The following is a 17064-nucleotide window of genomic DNA, read 5'->3' as shown; positions in this document are numbered from 1 at the left end:
ATGGTGCGCTTCCAGCCGAAGAATCCTGACTATCGCGAGATCGCGATCGATACGTTCAACCAGCAGCGGGCGATGAAGACGCTCGGCATTTCGATTGCCCGGCTGGAGCCCGGCGAGGTCGATCTCGCCATGAACTATCGGGACGAACTCACCCAGCAGCACGGCTTTATCCATGCCGGCATCATCACGGCCGCGCTCGACAATGCCTGCGGCATCGCCGCCTTCACGCTGATGCCGGCGGGGGCGGGGATTCTCACCGTGGAGTTCAAGACCAATCTCCTGGCGCCCGCGCGCGGCGAGCGGTTTGCCTTCCGCGCTACCGTCGTCAAGCCCGGCCGCACGCTGACCGTATGCGAAGCCCGCGCCTATGCCGCGCATGACGGGGTCGAGACCCTGATTGCAACCATGAGCGGCACGCTGATGGCGCTGCCGCCCCGCGAAGGGGCCGTCACGGACAAGGCGCTCGCACCGGCCTGACCCTGCTGCAGTGCATATTCATGCTAACGGCATAGCAGGATGTGAAAAATCCTTCTATGGTCGCGCCGTGCAACAGAGTCTTTCAACTTGATCATCTCCACCGCGCAGGGCGTGCTGGGACTGGCGTCGGGGATGCTGGTCGGGTTTTCGCTTGGCCTGGTCGGCGGCGGCGGCTCGATCCTGGCGGTGCCGCTGATGGTCTATGTGGTCGGCGTGTCGGAGCCCCATGTCGCGATCGGCACCAGCGCGATCGCGGTGGCGGCCAATGCGGCGGTCAACCTCTCCAACCATGCGCGCGGCGGCACCGTAATCTGGTCCTGCGCGCTGATCTTCGCCACCGCCGGCATGGTCGGCGCGTTCGGCGGATCAATCCTCGGCAAGATGATGGACGGCCAGCGGCTGTTGGCGCTGTTCGCGCTGGTCATGATCGTCATCGCGCTATTGATGCTGAAGACGCGCTCGCGCATCGGACTGCCTGACGTCAAGGTCTCGATGTCGAACATCCCTGCCATCGTCAGCCTTGGCCTTGCGACCGGGACGGTGTCGGGATTCTTCGGCATCGGCGGTGGCTTCCTGATCGTGCCGGCCCTGATGCTGGCGACCGGCATGCCGATCCTGAACGCGGTGTCCTCCTCGCTGGTCGCGGTCACCGCGTTCGGCCTGACCACGGCTGCTAGCTATGCCTGGTCCGGCCTGGTGTCGTGGGCACTGGCGGGCCTGTTCGTGGCAGGCGGCATCGCCGGCGGCCTGGCCGGCACGCGTTCGGCGCGGCATCTCGCCGAGCGCCGCGGCGCACTCAATATCGTGTTCGCCGTGGTCATTATTGCCGTGGCGCTCTATATGCTGGCGCGTAACATATCCGCATCTCAGCCGTAGACAGGAAATGCAGCCCTTCGCGAGACGAAAGATGAAGCGATCGAACAATCGTGCCGGGATCATCCTGCAGCCTACACGGCGCGAAGCTCTCGGCTTGCTCGGCGGTGCCGCGCTGCTCGGCGCCACGTCGCGATCGGCGTTTGCGCAGCGCAGCGACGACGTGTTGAACGAAGCGCTGGTGCTGCGCGATCCCGAGGTGCCCGCGACCGGCAATCCCGAGGGCGACATCAACATCGTCGAATGGTTCGACTACAACTGCCCGTATTGCCGCAAGATCGCGCCCGAGATTCAGCAGGTGGTGCAGGATGACGGCAAGGTCCGCCTGGTGCTGAAGGACTGGCCGATCCTCGGCGAGGTCTCGAAATTCGGGGCGCGGATGGCGCTGGCCGCGAAGTATCAGAACAAGTATCTGGCCGCGCATGAGGCGATGATCGGCGTCAGCTCGAAATTGACCGAACCGCGCATTCGCGAATTGCTGGCGGGGGCCGGCATCGACATGGACCGCCTCAACCGCGACGCCACGGCCAATGCCAAGGCGATCGATACCGTGCTCGCCCGCAACCACGATCAGGCGATAGCGTTCGGCTTCAAGGGAACGCCGTCCTTTATCGTCGGCAAGTTCCGCGTCCCGGGCATCCTGACCATGGCGGAATTCGAGATGGTGATCGCCGACGCCCGCAAGGCGAAGAAAGCCAACTGACGATCGTCACAACAACACGCCGTCGTTCGGAACGACGGCGTGTGACCGTTGAGTCGATTCTGCCGGCAAATTACTTCGACGAAAGCTTGACCCATTCCTCATGGGTGCGCGTCTTCAGCGTCTTCCAGTCGGCGGCCGCCACGTCCCAGTTGACGATGGTGCGGTTGGCCTGCGCGACCTGACCGCTGGCAACGCTCGACGTCTGCATGGAATCGTAGATGTAGACGCCGCAAACGAGCAGCAGTGCACCCAAAATCATTCCGACAAACGTCTGCATGGTATCCCTCCGTTGCGGGTCATCAACGCGGATGTCGCGGTTTGGTTCCGCCCCCTAGGAACGCGACTTCGTGGACGTCGGGCGAGGCGCCGTGGCCGAGGGCACGGCCGCCGCAGCCGTCGCCAGATTGAGCGATCTCAATTCATCCGGCTTGAACACGAAGAGCTTGTCATGCGGTGTTTCCATCGCATGCACCCAGACCTGCAAATTGACACCCATATCGCCGAGATAGCGCTGGCATCGCGCGGAAATATTTTGCGCCACGTTCATCTCGTCCCGCGGCAGGCCGGACGTCGCGCCCAGTGCCGCCACCTGATGTACGCCGACGATCGCTTTGTCGCCGACGCGACGCTCGACGCCGCCTGCGAATACCAGCGGGCAGGATGAGGCGCAGTATTTTCCCGGTTCGATCTCGGTTGCAAAATTCCTCTCGCGGATCAGCCGTCCCATCGCCAGCGCATCGGCCACCGATCCGCCCGGCGAATTCAGCACGACCGTCTTGATGTAATCTCCGCGCTTGGCGACCTCGGCGGCGAAGGCATCGAAAATTCCCGGCGTGATGGTGCCGGTCGCGATCAGCTTGCCGCCGCCGACCAGTTCGAACGTCATTGGCTTCGCCATCGCGCCATCTGCTTGCGGCCGCGGTGTCAGGCGCTTGTCGCCATCAGGCGCGAGCGGCGCCAGGATCGATGGCATCGCATCGGGAAGGTTCAGCGAAGGCGTGTCCTGCCTTACCTCGGCCGCCGGATCGGGCGTGCCGATCCATCCATTCATGCCGGCAAGATCGGCTGCGAGCACGGCAATGGTGACCATGACGACGCTGCGGAATAGCCAGCGCAGCATTACCTCGTCGGCATTACCCGCAAGGAAAGCGTGTATGCGTTGCTGGATCGTGAGGGACGGCTGCATGGCGCGCCTATTTGGTGTGCCGCGCCGACGACAGCGGCGTGACGTTTTCCTCGTCCGCCGTCGCGGTGCTTGATGCGGGCTCGTCGGGTTTGGCTTCGACCGCGACGTCGCCGGGCACCGGGCGGCGCGCATCCTCGACCTCGCGGGCCATCTGCAGCGCCGCGACCAGTTCGCCCGCGGTCATGCCGGATGCAGAAAAGGCGGGTAGCCCCTCGCGCCGGATCGCGGCGTGCACCACGCACAGGATCAACACCAGCACCGCCGGCATCAGGTCGATCGAGATCGCGCCGGCCCAGCTCGGAATGAAATCGCTGGCATAGCGAAGCACGGCTTCGGCGGGCGACATGGTCTGGAACCGTGCCGGCTCGACGCGAGGCAGCGCCAGGATCTTGTCGGCGGCATCTGAGAGCGAAGCTGCTTGCGCCGCGATCGAAGTCTCGACCTTGCCGACCACGGCGGTCTGTCGGTCCGCGAGATCGGCGGTGCGGCCGCCCGCCGCCGGCGCGATGAAGGTGGACGACAGCGACGCGGCCGCGCGCTTGACGGCGGGGGCCACCGAGGTCTGCTGCAAATTGGCGATCACGCCGCTGAGCGCCAGCGATTCCGTCGCGAAGGCGTCGCTGCGCTCCGAGATCGGTCCGCGGTCGGAAATCAGCTCGCGCATCTTGGCCAGATGCTTGCCGCCCTGTTCGAACAGCGCCGAGACGCGCTTGCCCGACGCCTGCACCTCCTGGCCGAGACCGTCGAGCTGTCCGGACATTTGCGTCAGAAGCTGGACGACAGTGCCGGATCCTGCGGTGCCGGTCAGTGAGCCCGCGCGCTCGGCGTCAGCCAGCTTTGCGAACCGCGAGGAGGCGAGTTGGATATCCGGCAACAGGCCTTGCGCCGCGATGGCGTTGCTGTTGGCGGTATCGAGGTCGCGGGTGTAGTTCTGCACGGTAATCGCGAGATGCTGCTGGATTGCGGCCGCACCTGCCAGCGCCGAAGCGTTGAGCCAGGACGACATCGCCACGATCATCAGCGAGCCCAGGAGCATGCAGCCGAACATCAGCCAACGCCCGGTGCGATCGACCACATGTGGCATGAACTGCATCAGGAAGATCCAGAAGGCGTAGATGCCGACCGACACCGCAACCGAATAGATCACCGCGGCGAAGAACACCGTGGTCGGGCTGCCGTTGAGCAGCTCGCGGACGCCGAGATAGGTGTAGACGCCGGCGGCAAGGGCGAGGATCGCGGTGGTGAGTTTCAGCGTCACTTCGAGGCGGGTGACGCCTTTGGAGAGCAGCAGCGAATTGGAGGCAGCGGTGGCCGCCGGAGCGGCAGGGCCGTTGTTCGAGGGCATGTTGCATCCTCTCGCGGTTCCAATGAACCGGTCTGGTCAACGCCCCCACGTTGTTGGCTAAGTTGTTCTACCGGTAGAGATAAATTCGGACGAGATTGTGTCGGCTGTCGGCGCTCAGGTCTGGCCGTTCAGCCATTGCAACATCTCCGCGTTCATCTCGCGCGGATAGGTGTGGCTGAGATCGTCGAGCTCGCGGTAGGTGACGTTGGCGCCCGCGGCCGACAGTGCCTGGGCAGTCTGCCGCGCCACCTGCACCGGGAACATCCAGTCGAGCCGGCCATGCACGATATGAACGGGCAGGCCGCGCAGCCGGTCGGCATCAGCCATCTCCGCCATCAGCGGATGGAAGGTCGCTGACACCGGCGCGAGATGGGTGAACGGCGAGGCGCTCTCGAATCCCGTTACGTAACAGAACGTACCACCGTCGCTCATGCCGGTCAGCAGCATCCGCTTCGGATCGACATTCCAGCGTGCCTGCACCGATTCCAGGATGCGCATCAGGTTCGGCGTATCCGTATCGTCGCCCATCAACGCCCAAGTGTTACCCGTGGCAGTCGGCGCAACCAGGATCGCGCCGCGGCTGCGGGCGTCGCGCAGCCAGCTCCACAGAAAGCCGCGACCATTGCCGCTGCCGCCGTGCAGCGCCATCACCAGCGGCCAGGCGCGATCCGGCGTATAATATTCCGGCACGTAGAGAGAGAAGCCGCCGCGGCTGCCGGGCTCGTTATGATGGTGAAAGATGCCGGTGTTCTCATGGGCCGGCGCCGCCAGCCGCGCAGCAAGCTCGGCGTCTCCCCGCAGCGAGGGATCGATGAAGAACTCGCTTACCGGCGGCAACTTCACCGACAGCGGATAGAGCGCCTCCAGCGCGCGCGGGGCATATCGAAGCGCACGAAACAGGCTGACGAAATCGCCGTTGCCATTTTGGACGACGCGCAGGCCCGCGAATGCGGCCAGTGCGGCATCGCTCGCTGCCTCAAGCGGGGCCTTGATATTGGCGAACTCGTCGGGCCATTGCGCCAGCCGCGGACGTACCGCGCGCAGATCGTCGTCCGGCTGGCCTGCCGCCACCATCACCCGGTCGAAATCCGGCGGGTTGAGGTAGCGCGCGACGAAAGCGAGGGCTTCGAGCGACTGCAGCAGCGGCGGCAGCACGGCCACGATGTCGTCCACCACGGCCTCACTCATCGGGCACTCTCTGCGTTCAATGGAGTCTTGATTCAGTGAAGCCTTGATTCAGTGAAGCCTTGGCGCCTTCAACAGCTTGGCGCGGTCGGTTGAGCTCAGCACCACGTCGAAGGTGACGCCCTCATGATAGACCGTAAGCGGCACGTCGACGCCGGCATTCCCGAGCGACCAGAGCTTGCGATAGAAGCCGGTCTGGCTCGTGATCTTGTCGCCATTCACCGCGAGGATGACGTCACCGGTCTTAAGTTCGGCGCGCGCCGCCGGGCCCTTGCTGGCGATGCCAACCACCACGACGCGGTTGTCGATTTCGGTGGTGTACATGCCGAGCCACGGCCGCGCCGGCTTGTTGACGCGGCCGAATTTCCTGAGGTCGTCGAGCACGGGATTCAACAGGTCGATCGGCACGATCATGTTGACATGCTCGGCCTTTCCTTCGCGCTCGCGTTCGAGCTGCAGCGAGCCGATGCCGATCAGTTCGCCGCGGTTCGAGATCAGCCCGGTGCCGCCCCAGTTCGGATGCGCGGGATGGGTGAAGATCGCCTCATCCAGCAGGTATTCCCAGTAGCCGGCAAATTCCTGCTTTGCAGCGATCTGGCTGGCGACCGAGCGCGTGCGGCCGCCAGCGCCGCCGACCACCACGCGGTCGCCGGTCTCGGCGGCGGCGGAAGAACCTAGCGGCAGCGGATCGAGATCGAGATCGCCGAGTGCCTGCACCAGGCCGAAGCCGCTTTCGAAATCGAAGCCGAGCGCGTGGCCCTCGACGACGCGGCCGTCACCGCGATGCAGCCAGACCGCTTCGGCCTCGGTGATCAGGTAGCCGATGGTCAGCACCAGTCCGCGATCGATCAGCACGCCATTGCCGGCGCGTTCGGTGCCGAGCGTTTCCGCGCTGAAAGCATCGGAAGGAATGATCGAATGCAGTCCGACCACCGACGACAGGGTTCTGTCGAGGTCGAAATCATAGTCGCCTGCGCGCGGCTGGTTTGCGGGCGGCACTCTCCATTCGGTCAAGGAAGGCATTGATGAGTCTCCTGGCGAACCGGCGGGCTTTTCCGCAGGGCGGAAGCGCGGGAATGTTGTCACAATCTATGCTGCAAACGGCCGTCTTGAAAGTATCCCCAAAATGGCCGCGACGTGACCCATAAGAGGGCCAATTCAGAATTGTTCCAGCGGTAATCGAGGATCAGTCCGCTTTTGCCCGTTCGCGTGCAGGCATGATCCGGAAACTGCGATTTCCCCTCAACCATTCCGCACGTTCATCACGCAACAGCGTGCGGCGAACCTTGCCGGAATCGTCGCGTAGTCCGATCTGGACGGCCTCGAAACTTTCGGGATGTTTGTAGCGGCTGAGCCGGTCGGAGAGAAAATCGGCCATGCCGTCGGCGACAGCTTGCGCATCCGTGCTGCGGTCGAGCTCGAGGATGGCATGGACGCGCTGTCCGAATTCCGGATCCGGCAAACCGACGACGACGCAGGAGCGCACGTCGGGATGTGCCGATACCGCGGCCTCGACCTCGGCCGGATAGATGTTGGCGCCGCCGCGCAGGATCATGTCGGCGAGCCGGTCGCCGAGATAGAGGTAGCCCTCTGCATCGAGCCGGCCGATATCGCCGAGCGATTCCCAGCCGTCGGCGCGGCGCTTCGGCTCGGCGCCGAGATAGTGATAGGTACAGCCGGCGCCGTCATTGGGCAGGAAATAGATCTCGCCGGTTTCACCCGGCGCGACATCGTTGCCGTCTTCGCCGATGATGCGCAGGCGCGCGGTCTCGCCGATCTTGCCGACCGAGCCGCGGTGCTCGAGCCATTCAACGCCTGATATGATCGTGGCGCCCTGTGCTTCGGTGCCGCCATAGAGTTCGTAGATGCGCTCGGGCCCCAGCCACTCGATCCATTTTTCCTTGAGCCATGGCGGCATCGGCGCCGCCATGTGAAACACGATCTGCAGGCTCGACAAGTCGTAGCGGTTGCGCACCTCGTCCGGCAGCGCCCAGATCCGGTGCATCATGGTGGGCACGAAATTGACCCACTGTACCCGGCTGGCCTCGATCAGGCGCAGACATTCCTCGGCGTCGAATTTGACGAGGCCGGTGACGCGTCCGCCGTGGAACAGCGCGGTGTGCGAAACGATGAAGGGTGCATTGTGGTAGAGCGGGCCGGGGTTGAGCAGGGAAGCGCCGAGCGGCATGCCGAGCGCCGCCGGTCCGGCGGTATCGATCACGGCGGGCCGGTGATCGAGGATCACTTTCGGCCGACCGGTCGAGCCGCCGCTGGTCATCGCCTTCCAATAGCGCGCCACCGGGTTGTCGATCGGTTCGTCGGAAAAGCCGTCCGGCACGAAATCCGCCGGCAGCGAATTCGGCGCGTTCCAGTCAGGCTGGCCGCCGACCACCAGTGACGGCTTGAGAATGTCGAGCACGGCAGCAGCCTCGCCGCGCGGCAATCGCCAGGTCAGCGACGTCGGCGTCGCGCCGCATTTCCACACCGCAAAAGTGGTTTCGAAAAACACGTTGCTATTGGGTAGCCCGATCGCGACGAAATCGCCGGGCTTTACGCCGTTTGCGGCCAAGGCACGGGCACGACGATTGGCATTGCGTTCGAGCTGTGCCCAGGTGATGGCTTCGGGGCCGTGACTGACTGCGATGCTGTCCTTCGGTTTCCGTTCGGCATACCAGCGCGGCACGTCGGCGATAGGAATGAGCATGGGGCGTTTCCCTTGGGGCGCTGATGCCGCTCTTGTGTTTCTGACGAGGCGGACGCCTCAAAACTATCGTGACAGAATTGGGCTGCTGAGTGAAGGGAGACTGGAGCACATGCGAGATCGGGAGCCGATTTGGCCGCAATCTTTCGAAATCTAAAATTGCGGAATCAACTTCGCCATTCGTCATAGTCACGCTCGACCGCCGTTGCCGCGGCTTTGGCTGCGGCATTAAGCCAGCCGCGTGGCCGCTTCCGGAGGTCGTGCCGGATCGCGCGCGTCGTGGCCGAACCGGCTGCATGTATGGACGCCAGATCGAATCCCATCGCCCGCAGCAGTTCGAGCCGAAGCATTGCGCCGGCATCGTCACCGAGCTCGATCTTGTGGGAATCGGCGGCGATGCGCCGGAGGATGAACTTGTCGCGAACACTGAGGAAGGGGTCCGGCGCGCGGTAGCGGCCGTTCGCCAGTTCGAGGGAATTCGACGTTTGGCTCTTCTTGCCGTTGGCCCAGATCCATGCCGAGGGCACCAGCGCCTTGGCCTCACGCAACGCGTGGCCGCCACGCTAATAGGCGACTGCAACGTAGCGCGGCCTGCCAAGGCCGCCACCGCCCTTGCGGCGTGAGCACAGGCGAACCTTCTCCACGTCCTTTGGCAGGCTGGCGATCAGCGCCTCGGCGATCCTTGCCGGCGGCCTTGCCTTTGGATATCCGGAAACTTCCTTCCAGAATTTCTCCGGCCGGAGGTCGGCACGTTCTGCATAGGGTCGCAGCCAGGTTTCACCTTCATACAGCAGCGCCGGCTGCGGGCCATCAAGGCCCTCGCGGTAACCCTTGAGTACGGCCTCCGTCGCATCCCGATTGCTGACTGCGAGATCGGGGGCGAGCCGGATGCTCGCCGCGAGCCGGACCAGGTCGAGCACATAGGGCATGACGGCGGCTTCGTCGAAATCGTTGACACCCCACACCAGGCGGCCGTCCGCATCGCGCCATGTTCCGAAATTTTCCAGATGCAGATCGCCGACCGAGAGCACGGACGGAGCATCCATCAATTCCGGACACCAGTCGCCGATCTTCCTCGCCCAGCGAAAATAGGTCGCGCGCAGGAATATGAAGGCGCTCTTTTTCATCCGGTGGTGCTTGTAGTCGATATCCGCCTTGACGACGTCGCATTGCGTACCCAGCCAGGTTTCGTAGTCGTCATTATCCTTGCGGAAAGACATTGCAGGACCTCGCAGGTTTGCCGGCAATGACGTGATTGCGGCGGCTGCAAAATCCTATCTCAGGATGTATCGGCTTGGAACCGCGCGGATCACATTTGGCCAAGGCAAGCGATGGGGTCGCAGCGCGCGCCAATCGGGACGCCAGGAATATGGCTTACGGATCGAGCTCGGTGTCCCAATAAAGATAGTCCAGCCAGCTATCGTGCAGATAGTTTGGCGGAAACAGCCGGCCGTTGCGGTGGAGTTGATGCACCGTCGGTGCGAATGGCGCCTGCCGCGGAAACATCTTGGCCTGCTGCGGCGTTAGATTGCCCTTGCGCAGATTACACGGCGAGCAGGCTGCGACGACATTTTCCCAGGTGGTCTGGCCACCCTTGCTGCGCGGGATGATGTGATCGAAGGTCAGGTCGTCATGCGCGTGGCAATACTGGCAGACAAAGCGGTCGCGCAGGAAGACGTTGAAGCGGGTGAAGGCGGGATGCGTGGTCGGCTTGACGAAGGATTTGAGCGACACCACGCTCGGGAGCTGCATCTCGAAGGTCGGGCTGTGCACCGCGCGGTCGTAGTGCTCGACGATATTGACGCGTTCGAGGAACACCGCCTTGATCGCGTCCTGCCACGACCAGAGAGACAGCGGATAGTAGCTCAGCGGCCGGAAGTCCGCGTTCAGCACCAGTACCGGCCAACCGCCCTGCGAGACATGTGCGTTCAAGTAACGCTCCTGACCCCCATGTTAGCTGCGAAGCAGCATGTTGTCCTGCATACTACAGGCAGCGTGACGGGATTGTGAAGAGCGTTCCGGGGCTTATCCAGCGCGGGGAACGCGTGAACGTGCGCCGTGGCCCGGAAAAAGCCGCGGTTCCTCGTCCCGCCAGTGCCGGCCGCGCGCGGTCAATCCATCGTGATAGGGGCTGGGCAGGCGATCAGGCGCTGGTGTGGCCGCGGATCAACTCGTCACACAACGCTGCGAATGGCGCAGGCGGGTGCACAGGCGTCTACGGTTTGGCCGCGCTGGTAACGAGCTTCAGGCCCAGACCGAACATGACCGCGCCGGCCGCGCGATCGCCCCACGACTTGTACGACAGATAGGCCCGTTGCGGCCCAGCCGACGAGAAGAGAACGGCGACGAGCGCATACCAGGCGGTCTCCACGAAAAACACCGCGACAAGCAGTGCGGCGGCGAACCCCATGGAAAAGGATGCCGGGAGGAAAGCTGCGAACACGCTCGCATAGACGATGGCCGTCTTCGGGTTGCTGACCTGCGTGGTGACGCCCAGCCAGAACGCGCGCAGCGGCCGGGAGCCGTTGTCGCCGCCGCCGGCAACCATCGCAACAGGCTGCCGCGCCGATCTGAAGATCAGAAAGCCGAGGTAGCAAAGATAGAGACCTCCGAGCACTCTGAGCACCGCATAGAGTGCTGGCACGGCCAGCAGGACGCTCTGCAACCCAAGCAGCGCCGCCGCGCCGAACATGGCGCCGCCGGCGCCCATGCCCAATGCCGTGGCAAGCGCCCGGATTCTGCTTGAGGCGACAGCCACGCGCGCCACCATCACAAAACTGGGTCCGGGGCTGATTACGCCTACGCTGAGCGCGGCGACGATGCTGGCGAGCACGGCAAGCTCTTGCATTGGCAATTCTCCGGGTCGGCTATGACACGCTACTACTCGGTGTGCGGCGGAGCTTCAACCGCCCAGGTCGGATCGGCGCCGAACGGGTGATCCATGAAAAACACCCAGGTGCCGTCGGGCATCCGGCGGTGCACTTCCATGCCATGGTGATGCACCTCGGTAGGGTTGCCCCGTTCATCAGTGCCCTTGATCAGCCATTGCGACCGCGTCATGGCGAAATCGCCGGAGACTGTCGTGTGATGGGTCACGACATCCATGTGTGGCTTCAAGCCGACATAGGCCGCCATCGTCTTGCGGATGCCGTCCGCGCCGCGCGCGACGGTGCTGCGGCCATGGACCTCGTCGACCTGAACGATCGAGGCGTCGGGGTGGTACATCGCCGCCGCAGCGTCAACGTCCTGCGCGTTGAACGCGCGCGCCAGCCAGAGATTGCAAAGTTCCGGGGATGGAGCACCCATGTCTTGGACTCCCATGTTGAATGTTGAAGATTTCATCTGTCATTGCGACGAGGCAGTGGGGCCACGCTTCGGTTTCCAGCGTGTTCCTCGTCCTCGCTTCAGCAATCCAGATAACGTCTGGCAGAACGGAAAGCACGTTGGAATTCCGCCAACGTCACTTGCGAAACTGCAAGGGCTCCATAGCTCTGCAGCATGGAGGACTGGAACGAGCCCCAACTCGTGTTGGCGGTGCATCGCGCAAGCAGCCTCACCGGCGCCGCTAAAGCGCTGGACATCGATCACTCGACCGCGTTTCGGCGCCTGAATGCCCTGGAAACGCGGCTCGGCGTTCGCCTGTTCGAGCGCCATCCCGGCGGCGCGTACCAGGCGACGCCGGCGGGTGAGCGAATGGCGGCGGCGGCCGAGCGGATGGAAGACGAGGCGCTCGCTATCGGCCGCGACATCGCCGGCCGCGATCACCGTCTCTCCGGCCGCTTGCGCGTCACCTCCTCGGAGACGCTGGCCTACCGAAAACTAACCGGCCATCTCGCAACGTTCCGGCAAACCCATCCCGGCATCGTCGTCGAACTCGTGATCGACAACCGCGTCCTCAATCTCTCGCGCCGCGAGGCCGACATCGCGCTTCGCCCGATGCGGCCGAAGGAGGGCGATCTCTGGGGCCGCAAGCTCGCCGATGTCGCATGGACCGTCTACGGCGCGACGAGCTATCTCGATGAAAAGGGCGGGGGCGTCTCATCCCCCGAAGATCTCGCCCGTCACGCCCTGATCGGATGGGAAGAAACCGCTGTTGGCATCATGGCGGCCGATTGGCTCAATCGGATGGTGCCAGGCGACGCCTTCGTCTACCGGACCAACAGTCTCGTCAATCAGTTCATCGCCGCAAAGGCCGGCATCGGTCTTGCGCTGCTTCCCTGCTATCTCGGCGACGAGGATGGCGATCTCGCCCGTGCGTTGCCGGAGCCGGTGGCGGATCTGGTTGGCGAATTGTGGATCGTGACCCACGCCGACTTGAAGAGGACAGCGCGGGTCCGTGCGTTCTTTGATCTCGTCGGCGAGGGCCTTGCCCGCGAGCACAATTTGTTCAGCGGGAGGGGGCGGTCCCGCCCTGCCGATCACGGACCGTAGCAAGGCTCTCCGCCGCAAATTAGCGCGTGGACTCATTAACGCGCAGCCATAACCTGATTGACGCAAGCTGGACGAATGCGAGGTAGTTGGAGGAGGCGCGGCTCGACTTTTCAATCTTTTGCACGGGGGATAGAATTCGGCCGGCTCAGCACCTCAAAAGTTGGGCTTAGTCTGAGACATGGGAGGATCACATGAAAATGATTCAAGTTGCCATCGTTTCCGGCTTGATCGCCTTGGCCGGTCCCGCGTCAGCCCAAGGCATGGACGACAAGATGCTTGGACCGCAGGATGTAAAATGGACGAAGGCCCCGCCGTCTGTTCCGCCAGGGGCTGAAGCAAGCGTACTCTACGGCGACCCCGCGAAGGACGGCTTGTTCGTGCTTCGGTTCAAGCTCCCCAAGGGCTATGCCGTTCCCCCGCACACCCACCCGAAGCCTGAAATCGTAACCGTTATCTCTGGCACTTTTATTCTCGGCATGGGCAACGTTGCCGATAAAGGTAACGCCAAGCCGCTGCCGGCTGGAAGCTTCTTCGCGTTTGCGCCCGGCATGGCGCACTACGCCTTCACCGATGAAGAAACCGTCGTACAGATCAACAGCACTGGTCCGTGGGGTATCAATTACGTAAATCCCAAAGATGATCCCCGACAGAAAACGCAGTGACGAAAACCCCGGTCGGCGGGGGCGCGCCAACCAAGGTCCCCGCTGATTTTGTTTGAGGCGGTCGTGGGCTCTCGGGCGAAACGCCATCGCTTGAGCGCATTTCGCGTGCCATGTGCTGCGCGCCGCTTTTTGAGCAAGGCGGACATACACTTCGTCGCGTCACGCCATCAGCTTTATCTGTACAAGGCCTAGTTGAGGCCTACACCTTCTCCAGCTTCTGCAGACATCGCGTCACGCCGACTTCCGGCGGCATCGGCGTCTCCGGAAAACTGGTTTTCCAGTCGGTAACGCCGACTTCGCCGATATAGATGTCGCCCTTCGAATCCAGCGCGATGCCGTGCGGCGCGAGGAATTTTCCGGCTTCCAGCCCCGGACCGTTCTCGCCGCCGAGCCGGGCGATCCGCTTGCCTTTGGAATCGACGATCGAAAGCCGCGGGCCGAGATTGGGCACCTTGCGATTAACCGCCATGCCGGGGCCGAGCTCGCCGACGATGAAATTCGGCTGCTTGCCGCCGCAACAGCACAGCGCGCACGGCCGGTGCAGAAAATTCCAGTGCGTCTCGTATTTGCCGTTGCCGTCGAACACCTGGACGCGGTGGTTCTCGCGGTCGGCGACATAGACCCAGCCGTCGGCATCGGTCGCGATGTTGTGGACGATGTTGAACTGGCCGGGATCGGTGCCGGCCTCGCCCCAGCTCTTCAAAAGCTTGCCGTCAGGCGAATATTTGTGAACGCGGGCATTGCCGTAGCCGTCGGAGACATAGATCTCGCCCTTCGGCGACAGCGCGGTATGGGTGCAACGGTGAAACGGCTCGCCGCTCATGAAGGGGGCGGGCTTGTTCGGGATGCCGATGGTCAGCAGCACCTTGCCGTCAACAGTGCACTTGCGCACGGTATGGTCGCCGTCATCCGTGCAATAGAGATTGTCGTCGGCATCGATGTGCAGGCCATGGGCGCGGTTGAACAGCCCTTCGCCCCAGCTCTTGATGAAGTTACCCTGTCGGTCCAGCACCACCATCGGATGGTCGCCGCGGTTGAAGACGTAGATGCGGTCCTTGCTGTCGACCGCGACGGATGCGACGTCGGTCAGGCGCCAGCCGTCCGGCAGCTTCGCCCAGTTCTCCACCACGCGGTAACGGTGCTCGCCCGAGCCGAGAATTGCCCGCATGCGTCTCTCCCCATCTGCTGTTTGTTGGCCCGGAGTGTTGCAGAGACCAGGTCGAAGCACGAGAGGGATTTGCGCATGGCACGTCTCCTCCGGACTAGCTGCCCATATCCTCCGCCGCGATGATGCGTTGGCGCAGCGCCAGGCGCACCAGTTCGATGTCGGACCCGACGCCGAGCTTGGCGCGGATCTGATAGCGCGTGTTGGCCGCGGTCTTGACGCTGATATGCAGCGTGTTCGCGATCTCATCCACGGATTTCTCCGCCAGCAGCATGCGCAGGATTTCGAATTCCCGCGGGCTCAGGGCGTCGATCGTCGAAGGCTCGTCGGCGAGCCGGCTGATGGCGAGTTCATGGTCGATGTCGGGGCTGAGCGCTATACGTCCGGCCATGACCTCGGTGATGGCGCGCAGCAGTGCGCCGGGCGGGTTGCTTTTGGTGACAAAGCCGCGTGCGCCCGCCTTGATCGCCTGGACGGCATAGGCGGCGCTCTGGTGCATCGTGAATACGAGGATGCGCGCGGATTTGTCCCATTGCCGGATGCGGCGGATGGCCTCGACCCCGCCAATTCCCGGCATCGACAGGTCCATGATCACGAGGTCGGGCCTGGCTTGCTTGTAGACGCGATAGGCGTCGGCCCCGTCGCCGGCTTCGGCGACGACTTGAAGGCGATCCTGCTTCTGCAGCAGCGAGCGATAGCCCTCGCGCACGATGGCATGGTCGTCCACCAGCATCACGCGCGTGCGGCTTGCGGTGTCCGCCAAATCCAAGGCTGCCATGTCTAGGCCTCCACCCGCATCGCGGGAATGCGCGCGACAAGCCGGGCGCCGCACGCCTCCCGCCGCTCGAATTGCAGGGTCCCTCCGAGCGAAGCCACACGCTCCTGCATGCCAAGCAGTCCCATGCCGGAGTTCGGCGTCAGGCTGGCGGGCGCCGCTTCGCCGTCGTCCTCGACGGTCAGGACGATGTCGGCGTCTCCAGCGTCGAGACGCAATTGCACACATCTGGCCTGTGCGTGCTTTGCCGCGTTGGTGATCGCCTCCTGCGCGATCCGATAAAGACTGGCGCTGACACCGGGCGGTAAATCGTCGGCCTCGCCAGTGACGGCAATCTCAAAGCGGGTGCGGCCCTTCTCAAAGCCATTCCAGCTCGCAACCAGGCTTTCGAGGCTGACGGTGAGGCCGAGTTCCTCGACATCGGGCGGACGCAGGCGAACCAGTGCCCCGCGCAGGGTTTCCATCAGGCCAGCCGTCGTGCGCGAAATGCCGCGGCATTCCTCGTAAAGCGGCGGACATTCGCGCTCCGCCGTGTGGGCGGCGGAGGCGGCCTGGGCTGCGATAGCGGTGAGCGATTGACCGAATTCGTCGTGCAGCTCGCGCGCAAGATGGAGCCGCTCCTCGTCCTGCACTTCGATCAGCTTTCGCGTCAGGGCGTTGCGTTCGGCAAGTGCTGCCTGCAGCCGCTCGGCAAGGGTGTTGAAGACACCGGAGATGGCAGACAATTCCGCAAGATCGAAACAGGGCAGGCGGGCGGAAAGATCGTTCGCCGCAAGCCGCTTCAGCCCGACCTGAATCGCCTGTGTGGGCCGCAGCGCACGCGCCAGCGCGGCATAGACAGCAAGGCAAAGTCCCGCCAGGGCGAAAGCCATGATTGCGAGCAGGTGGCTTACCTCGCGCCAGCTCTGGCCGATCTGCGCAGCCACGTCGAAAGTCGCGACGGCCCTGCCCCGGGGACTGCCGGCAACGAGGACCGGCATCGAGACCGGTTCACCCGGACGAAAGATGACGCGGTAGAGGGCCGCGAAGGTTTCGGGCGCGGCCATTTCATCGGCGGGCGCCCCGCTGCAGACGCCCTGGCGAAACGCGCCGGCATTGTCGCGATAGGCGATGCAAAGGCCCGGCTCCATCAGCGCCGCGATTCCCTGCAAATCCGGCGTCGCGTTGATGGACACCGAGAGCCACTGCGCCTGTGATTGCTGCAACGAGAGATCGCGGGCCACGATCTCGGCGATACGGCTCGCTTTGGCCTTCGCGATACGGTCGCTGTCGAACAAGGCGTAGGCTGCGACGGCGATGAAGCAAACTGCCGCAAGCGTCGCGACGCGCAACGTCAGCCGCAGCTTCAGATCGATGGCGGGCGCCAGGCTCGCCACGGAGTTGGATGCCTGTCGCAAGCTTCCTCCCCAAGCTTCCTCGCAGTGGCTTTGACTATAGAAGCAAATTTCGCCGGGAAGAAAGCGGGGTAAGCCAAGATCGGGTATTTCACCCGGCCGTTCCAGGGAAAGCTGCCGTTTCGGCGGTGTAGCAGATCGTCCGACATCGCATCGAACAAGGCAGC

At 63.8% G+C, this 17064-nt stretch carries 19 protein-coding genes; 5 read left to right on the top strand and 14 right to left on the bottom strand.

Features of this window, described 5'->3' with window-relative positions; genetic code table 11:
• From ACH79_RS05285 to ACH79_RS05275, 3 genes are all read left to right on the top strand, one after another.
• Window positions 1-477, top strand: coding sequence for a PaaI family thioesterase (locus ACH79_RS05285; protein ID WP_161850066.1), 477 nt, complete (start codon window positions 1-3; stop codon window positions 475-477).
• A gap of 90 nt (window positions 478-567) precedes the next feature.
• On the top strand, window positions 568-1353 hold the full coding sequence (locus ACH79_RS05280; RefSeq protein WP_161856226.1) for a sulfite exporter TauE/SafE family protein: 786 nt from the start codon (window positions 568-570) through the stop codon (window positions 1351-1353).
• Window positions 1354-1384: 31 nt separating this feature from the next.
• On the top strand, window positions 1385-2053 hold the full coding sequence (locus tag ACH79_RS05275; RefSeq protein WP_161850065.1) for a DsbA family protein: 669 nt from the start codon (window positions 1385-1387) through the stop codon (window positions 2051-2053).
• Window positions 2054-2123: 70 nt separating this feature from the next.
• Here ACH79_RS05275 and ACH79_RS05270 read toward each other — a convergent pair whose 3' ends face one another.
• The 11 genes from ACH79_RS05270 to ACH79_RS05225 all read right to left on the bottom strand — a co-directional run bounded on the left by ACH79_RS05270 (window position 2124) and on the right by ACH79_RS05225 (window position 11776).
• Window positions 2124-2330 carry a hypothetical protein gene (locus tag ACH79_RS05270; RefSeq protein ID WP_161850064.1) on the bottom strand — a complete coding sequence of 69 codons (207 nt, stop codon included), beginning with the start codon at window positions 2328-2330 and terminating at the stop codon, window positions 2124-2126.
• A 54-nt stretch (window positions 2331-2384) separates the two neighbouring features.
• Window positions 2385-3239, bottom strand: coding sequence for a hypothetical protein (locus ACH79_RS05265; protein ID WP_161850063.1), 855 nt, complete (start codon window positions 3237-3239; stop codon window positions 2385-2387).
• Between the two features lie 7 nt (window positions 3240-3246).
• A complete protein-coding gene (locus tag ACH79_RS05260; RefSeq protein ID WP_161850062.1) occupies window positions 3247-4584 on the bottom strand; it encodes a hypothetical protein in 1338 nt (445 codons plus the stop codon).
• A 114-nt stretch (window positions 4585-4698) separates the two neighbouring features.
• Window positions 4699-5772 (bottom strand): phospholipase, encoded by a 1074-nt coding sequence (locus tag ACH79_RS05255; RefSeq protein WP_161850061.1) that lies wholly within the window; start codon window positions 5770-5772, stop codon window positions 4699-4701.
• A gap of 48 nt (window positions 5773-5820) precedes the next feature.
• The gene (locus ACH79_RS05250) at window positions 5821-6792 is read right to left on the bottom strand and encodes a S1C family serine protease (protein ID WP_161850060.1); all 972 of its coding nucleotides are present in this window, start codon (window positions 6790-6792) and stop codon (window positions 5821-5823) included.
• Between the two features lie 163 nt (window positions 6793-6955).
• Complete coding sequence (locus ACH79_RS05245) at window positions 6956-8473, bottom strand: AMP-binding protein (RefSeq protein WP_161850059.1); 1518 nt, start codon at window positions 8471-8473, stop codon at window positions 6956-6958.
• Between the two features lie 164 nt (window positions 8474-8637).
• Window positions 8638-9018, bottom strand: a complete 381-nt coding sequence (locus ACH79_RS43720) for a hypothetical protein (protein WP_246738439.1) — start codon at window positions 9016-9018, stop codon at window positions 8638-8640.
• A 15-nt stretch (window positions 9019-9033) separates the two neighbouring features.
• Window positions 9034-9690 carry a DUF2252 family protein gene (locus tag ACH79_RS43715; RefSeq protein WP_246738438.1) on the bottom strand — a complete coding sequence of 219 codons (657 nt, stop codon included), beginning with the start codon at window positions 9688-9690 and terminating at the stop codon, window positions 9034-9036.
• A gap of 154 nt (window positions 9691-9844) precedes the next feature.
• The gene (locus ACH79_RS05235; RefSeq protein ID WP_057858692.1) at window positions 9845-10402 is read right to left on the bottom strand and encodes an HNH endonuclease; all 558 of its coding nucleotides are present in this window, start codon (window positions 10400-10402) and stop codon (window positions 9845-9847) included.
• A gap of 283 nt (window positions 10403-10685) precedes the next feature.
• A complete protein-coding gene (locus tag ACH79_RS05230) occupies window positions 10686-11318 on the bottom strand; it encodes a LysE family translocator (protein ID WP_161850058.1) in 633 nt (210 codons plus the stop codon).
• Between the two features lie 32 nt (window positions 11319-11350).
• Window positions 11351-11776 carry a nuclear transport factor 2 family protein gene (locus tag ACH79_RS05225; RefSeq protein WP_161850057.1) on the bottom strand — a complete coding sequence of 142 codons (426 nt, stop codon included), beginning with the start codon at window positions 11774-11776 and terminating at the stop codon, window positions 11351-11353.
• A gap of 192 nt (window positions 11777-11968) precedes the next feature.
• On the opposite strand from ACH79_RS05225, the gene ACH79_RS05220 reads away from it, so the two are divergent.
• Complete coding sequence (locus tag ACH79_RS05220) at window positions 11969-12901, top strand: LysR family transcriptional regulator (RefSeq protein ID WP_161850056.1); 933 nt, start codon at window positions 11969-11971, stop codon at window positions 12899-12901.
• 191 nt (window positions 12902-13092) lie between these two features.
• Window positions 13093-13563, top strand: a complete 471-nt coding sequence (locus ACH79_RS05215; RefSeq protein WP_161850055.1) for a cupin domain-containing protein — start codon at window positions 13093-13095, stop codon at window positions 13561-13563.
• A gap of 199 nt (window positions 13564-13762) precedes the next feature.
• Here ACH79_RS05215 and ACH79_RS05210 read toward each other — a convergent pair whose 3' ends face one another.
• From ACH79_RS05210 to ACH79_RS05200, 3 genes are all read right to left on the bottom strand, one after another.
• Window positions 13763-14731, bottom strand: a complete 969-nt coding sequence (locus tag ACH79_RS05210) for a peptidyl-alpha-hydroxyglycine alpha-amidating lyase family protein (protein ID WP_161850054.1) — start codon at window positions 14729-14731, stop codon at window positions 13763-13765.
• A gap of 94 nt (window positions 14732-14825) precedes the next feature.
• On the bottom strand, window positions 14826-15506 hold the full coding sequence (locus ACH79_RS05205) for a response regulator transcription factor (protein ID WP_246738437.1): 681 nt from the start codon (window positions 15504-15506) through the stop codon (window positions 14826-14828).
• 2 nt (window positions 15507-15508) lie between these two features.
• Window positions 15509-16900 (bottom strand): sensor histidine kinase, encoded by a 1392-nt coding sequence (locus tag ACH79_RS05200; RefSeq protein ID WP_246738436.1) that lies wholly within the window; start codon window positions 16898-16900, stop codon window positions 15509-15511.
• Window positions 16901-17064: the final 164 nt, after the last annotated feature.

The sequence above is a fragment of the Bradyrhizobium sp. CCBAU 051011 genome, from assembly GCF_009930815.1.
In the GTDB taxonomy this organism is placed as follows: Bacteria; Pseudomonadota; Alphaproteobacteria; order Rhizobiales; family Xanthobacteraceae; genus Bradyrhizobium.
The sequence above is the reverse complement of the archived record's forward strand: the minus strand, read 5'-3'. Positions and strand labels throughout refer to the sequence as shown.

Excerpts from the sequence above, each read along its gene's own strand:
- ACH79_RS05285 (WP_161850066.1), top strand. The coding sequence starts at position 1 with ATGGTGCGCTTCCAGCCGAAGAATCCTGACTATCGCGAGATCGCGATC.
- ACH79_RS05275 (WP_161850065.1), top strand. The coding sequence starts at position 1,385 with ATGAAGCGATCGAACAATCGTGCCGGGATCATCCTGCAGCCTACACGG.
- ACH79_RS05270 (WP_161850064.1), bottom strand. The coding sequence starts at position 2,330 with ATGCAGACGTTTGTCGGAATGATTTTGGGTGCACTGCTGCTCGTTTGC.
- ACH79_RS05265 (WP_161850063.1), bottom strand. The coding sequence starts at position 3,239 with ATGCAGCCGTCCCTCACGATCCAGCAACGCATACACGCTTTCCTTGCG.
- ACH79_RS05260 (WP_161850062.1), bottom strand. The coding sequence starts at position 4,584 with ATGCCCTCGAACAACGGCCCTGCCGCTCCGGCGGCCACCGCTGCCTCC.
- ACH79_RS05255 (WP_161850061.1), bottom strand. The coding sequence starts at position 5,772 with ATGAGTGAGGCCGTGGTGGACGACATCGTGGCCGTGCTGCCGCCGCTG.
- ACH79_RS05250 (WP_161850060.1), bottom strand. The coding sequence starts at position 6,792 with ATGCCTTCCTTGACCGAATGGAGAGTGCCGCCCGCAAACCAGCCGCGC.
- ACH79_RS05245 (WP_161850059.1), bottom strand. The coding sequence starts at position 8,473 with ATGCTCATTCCTATCGCCGACGTGCCGCGCTGGTATGCCGAACGGAAA.
- ACH79_RS43715 (WP_246738438.1), bottom strand. The coding sequence starts at position 9,690 with ATGTCTTTCCGCAAGGATAATGACGACTACGAAACCTGGCTGGGTACG.
- ACH79_RS05230 (WP_161850058.1), bottom strand. The coding sequence starts at position 11,318 with ATGCAAGAGCTTGCCGTGCTCGCCAGCATCGTCGCCGCGCTCAGCGTA.
- ACH79_RS05225 (WP_161850057.1), bottom strand. The coding sequence starts at position 11,776 with ATGGGTGCTCCATCCCCGGAACTTTGCAATCTCTGGCTGGCGCGCGCG.
- ACH79_RS05220 (WP_161850056.1), top strand. The coding sequence starts at position 11,969 with ATGGAGGACTGGAACGAGCCCCAACTCGTGTTGGCGGTGCATCGCGCA.
- ACH79_RS05215 (WP_161850055.1), top strand. The coding sequence starts at position 13,093 with ATGAAAATGATTCAAGTTGCCATCGTTTCCGGCTTGATCGCCTTGGCC.
- ACH79_RS05210 (WP_161850054.1), bottom strand. The coding sequence starts at position 14,731 with ATGCGGGCAATTCTCGGCTCGGGCGAGCACCGTTACCGCGTGGTGGAG.
- ACH79_RS05205 (WP_246738437.1), bottom strand. The coding sequence starts at position 15,506 with ATGGCAGCCTTGGATTTGGCGGACACCGCAAGCCGCACGCGCGTGATG.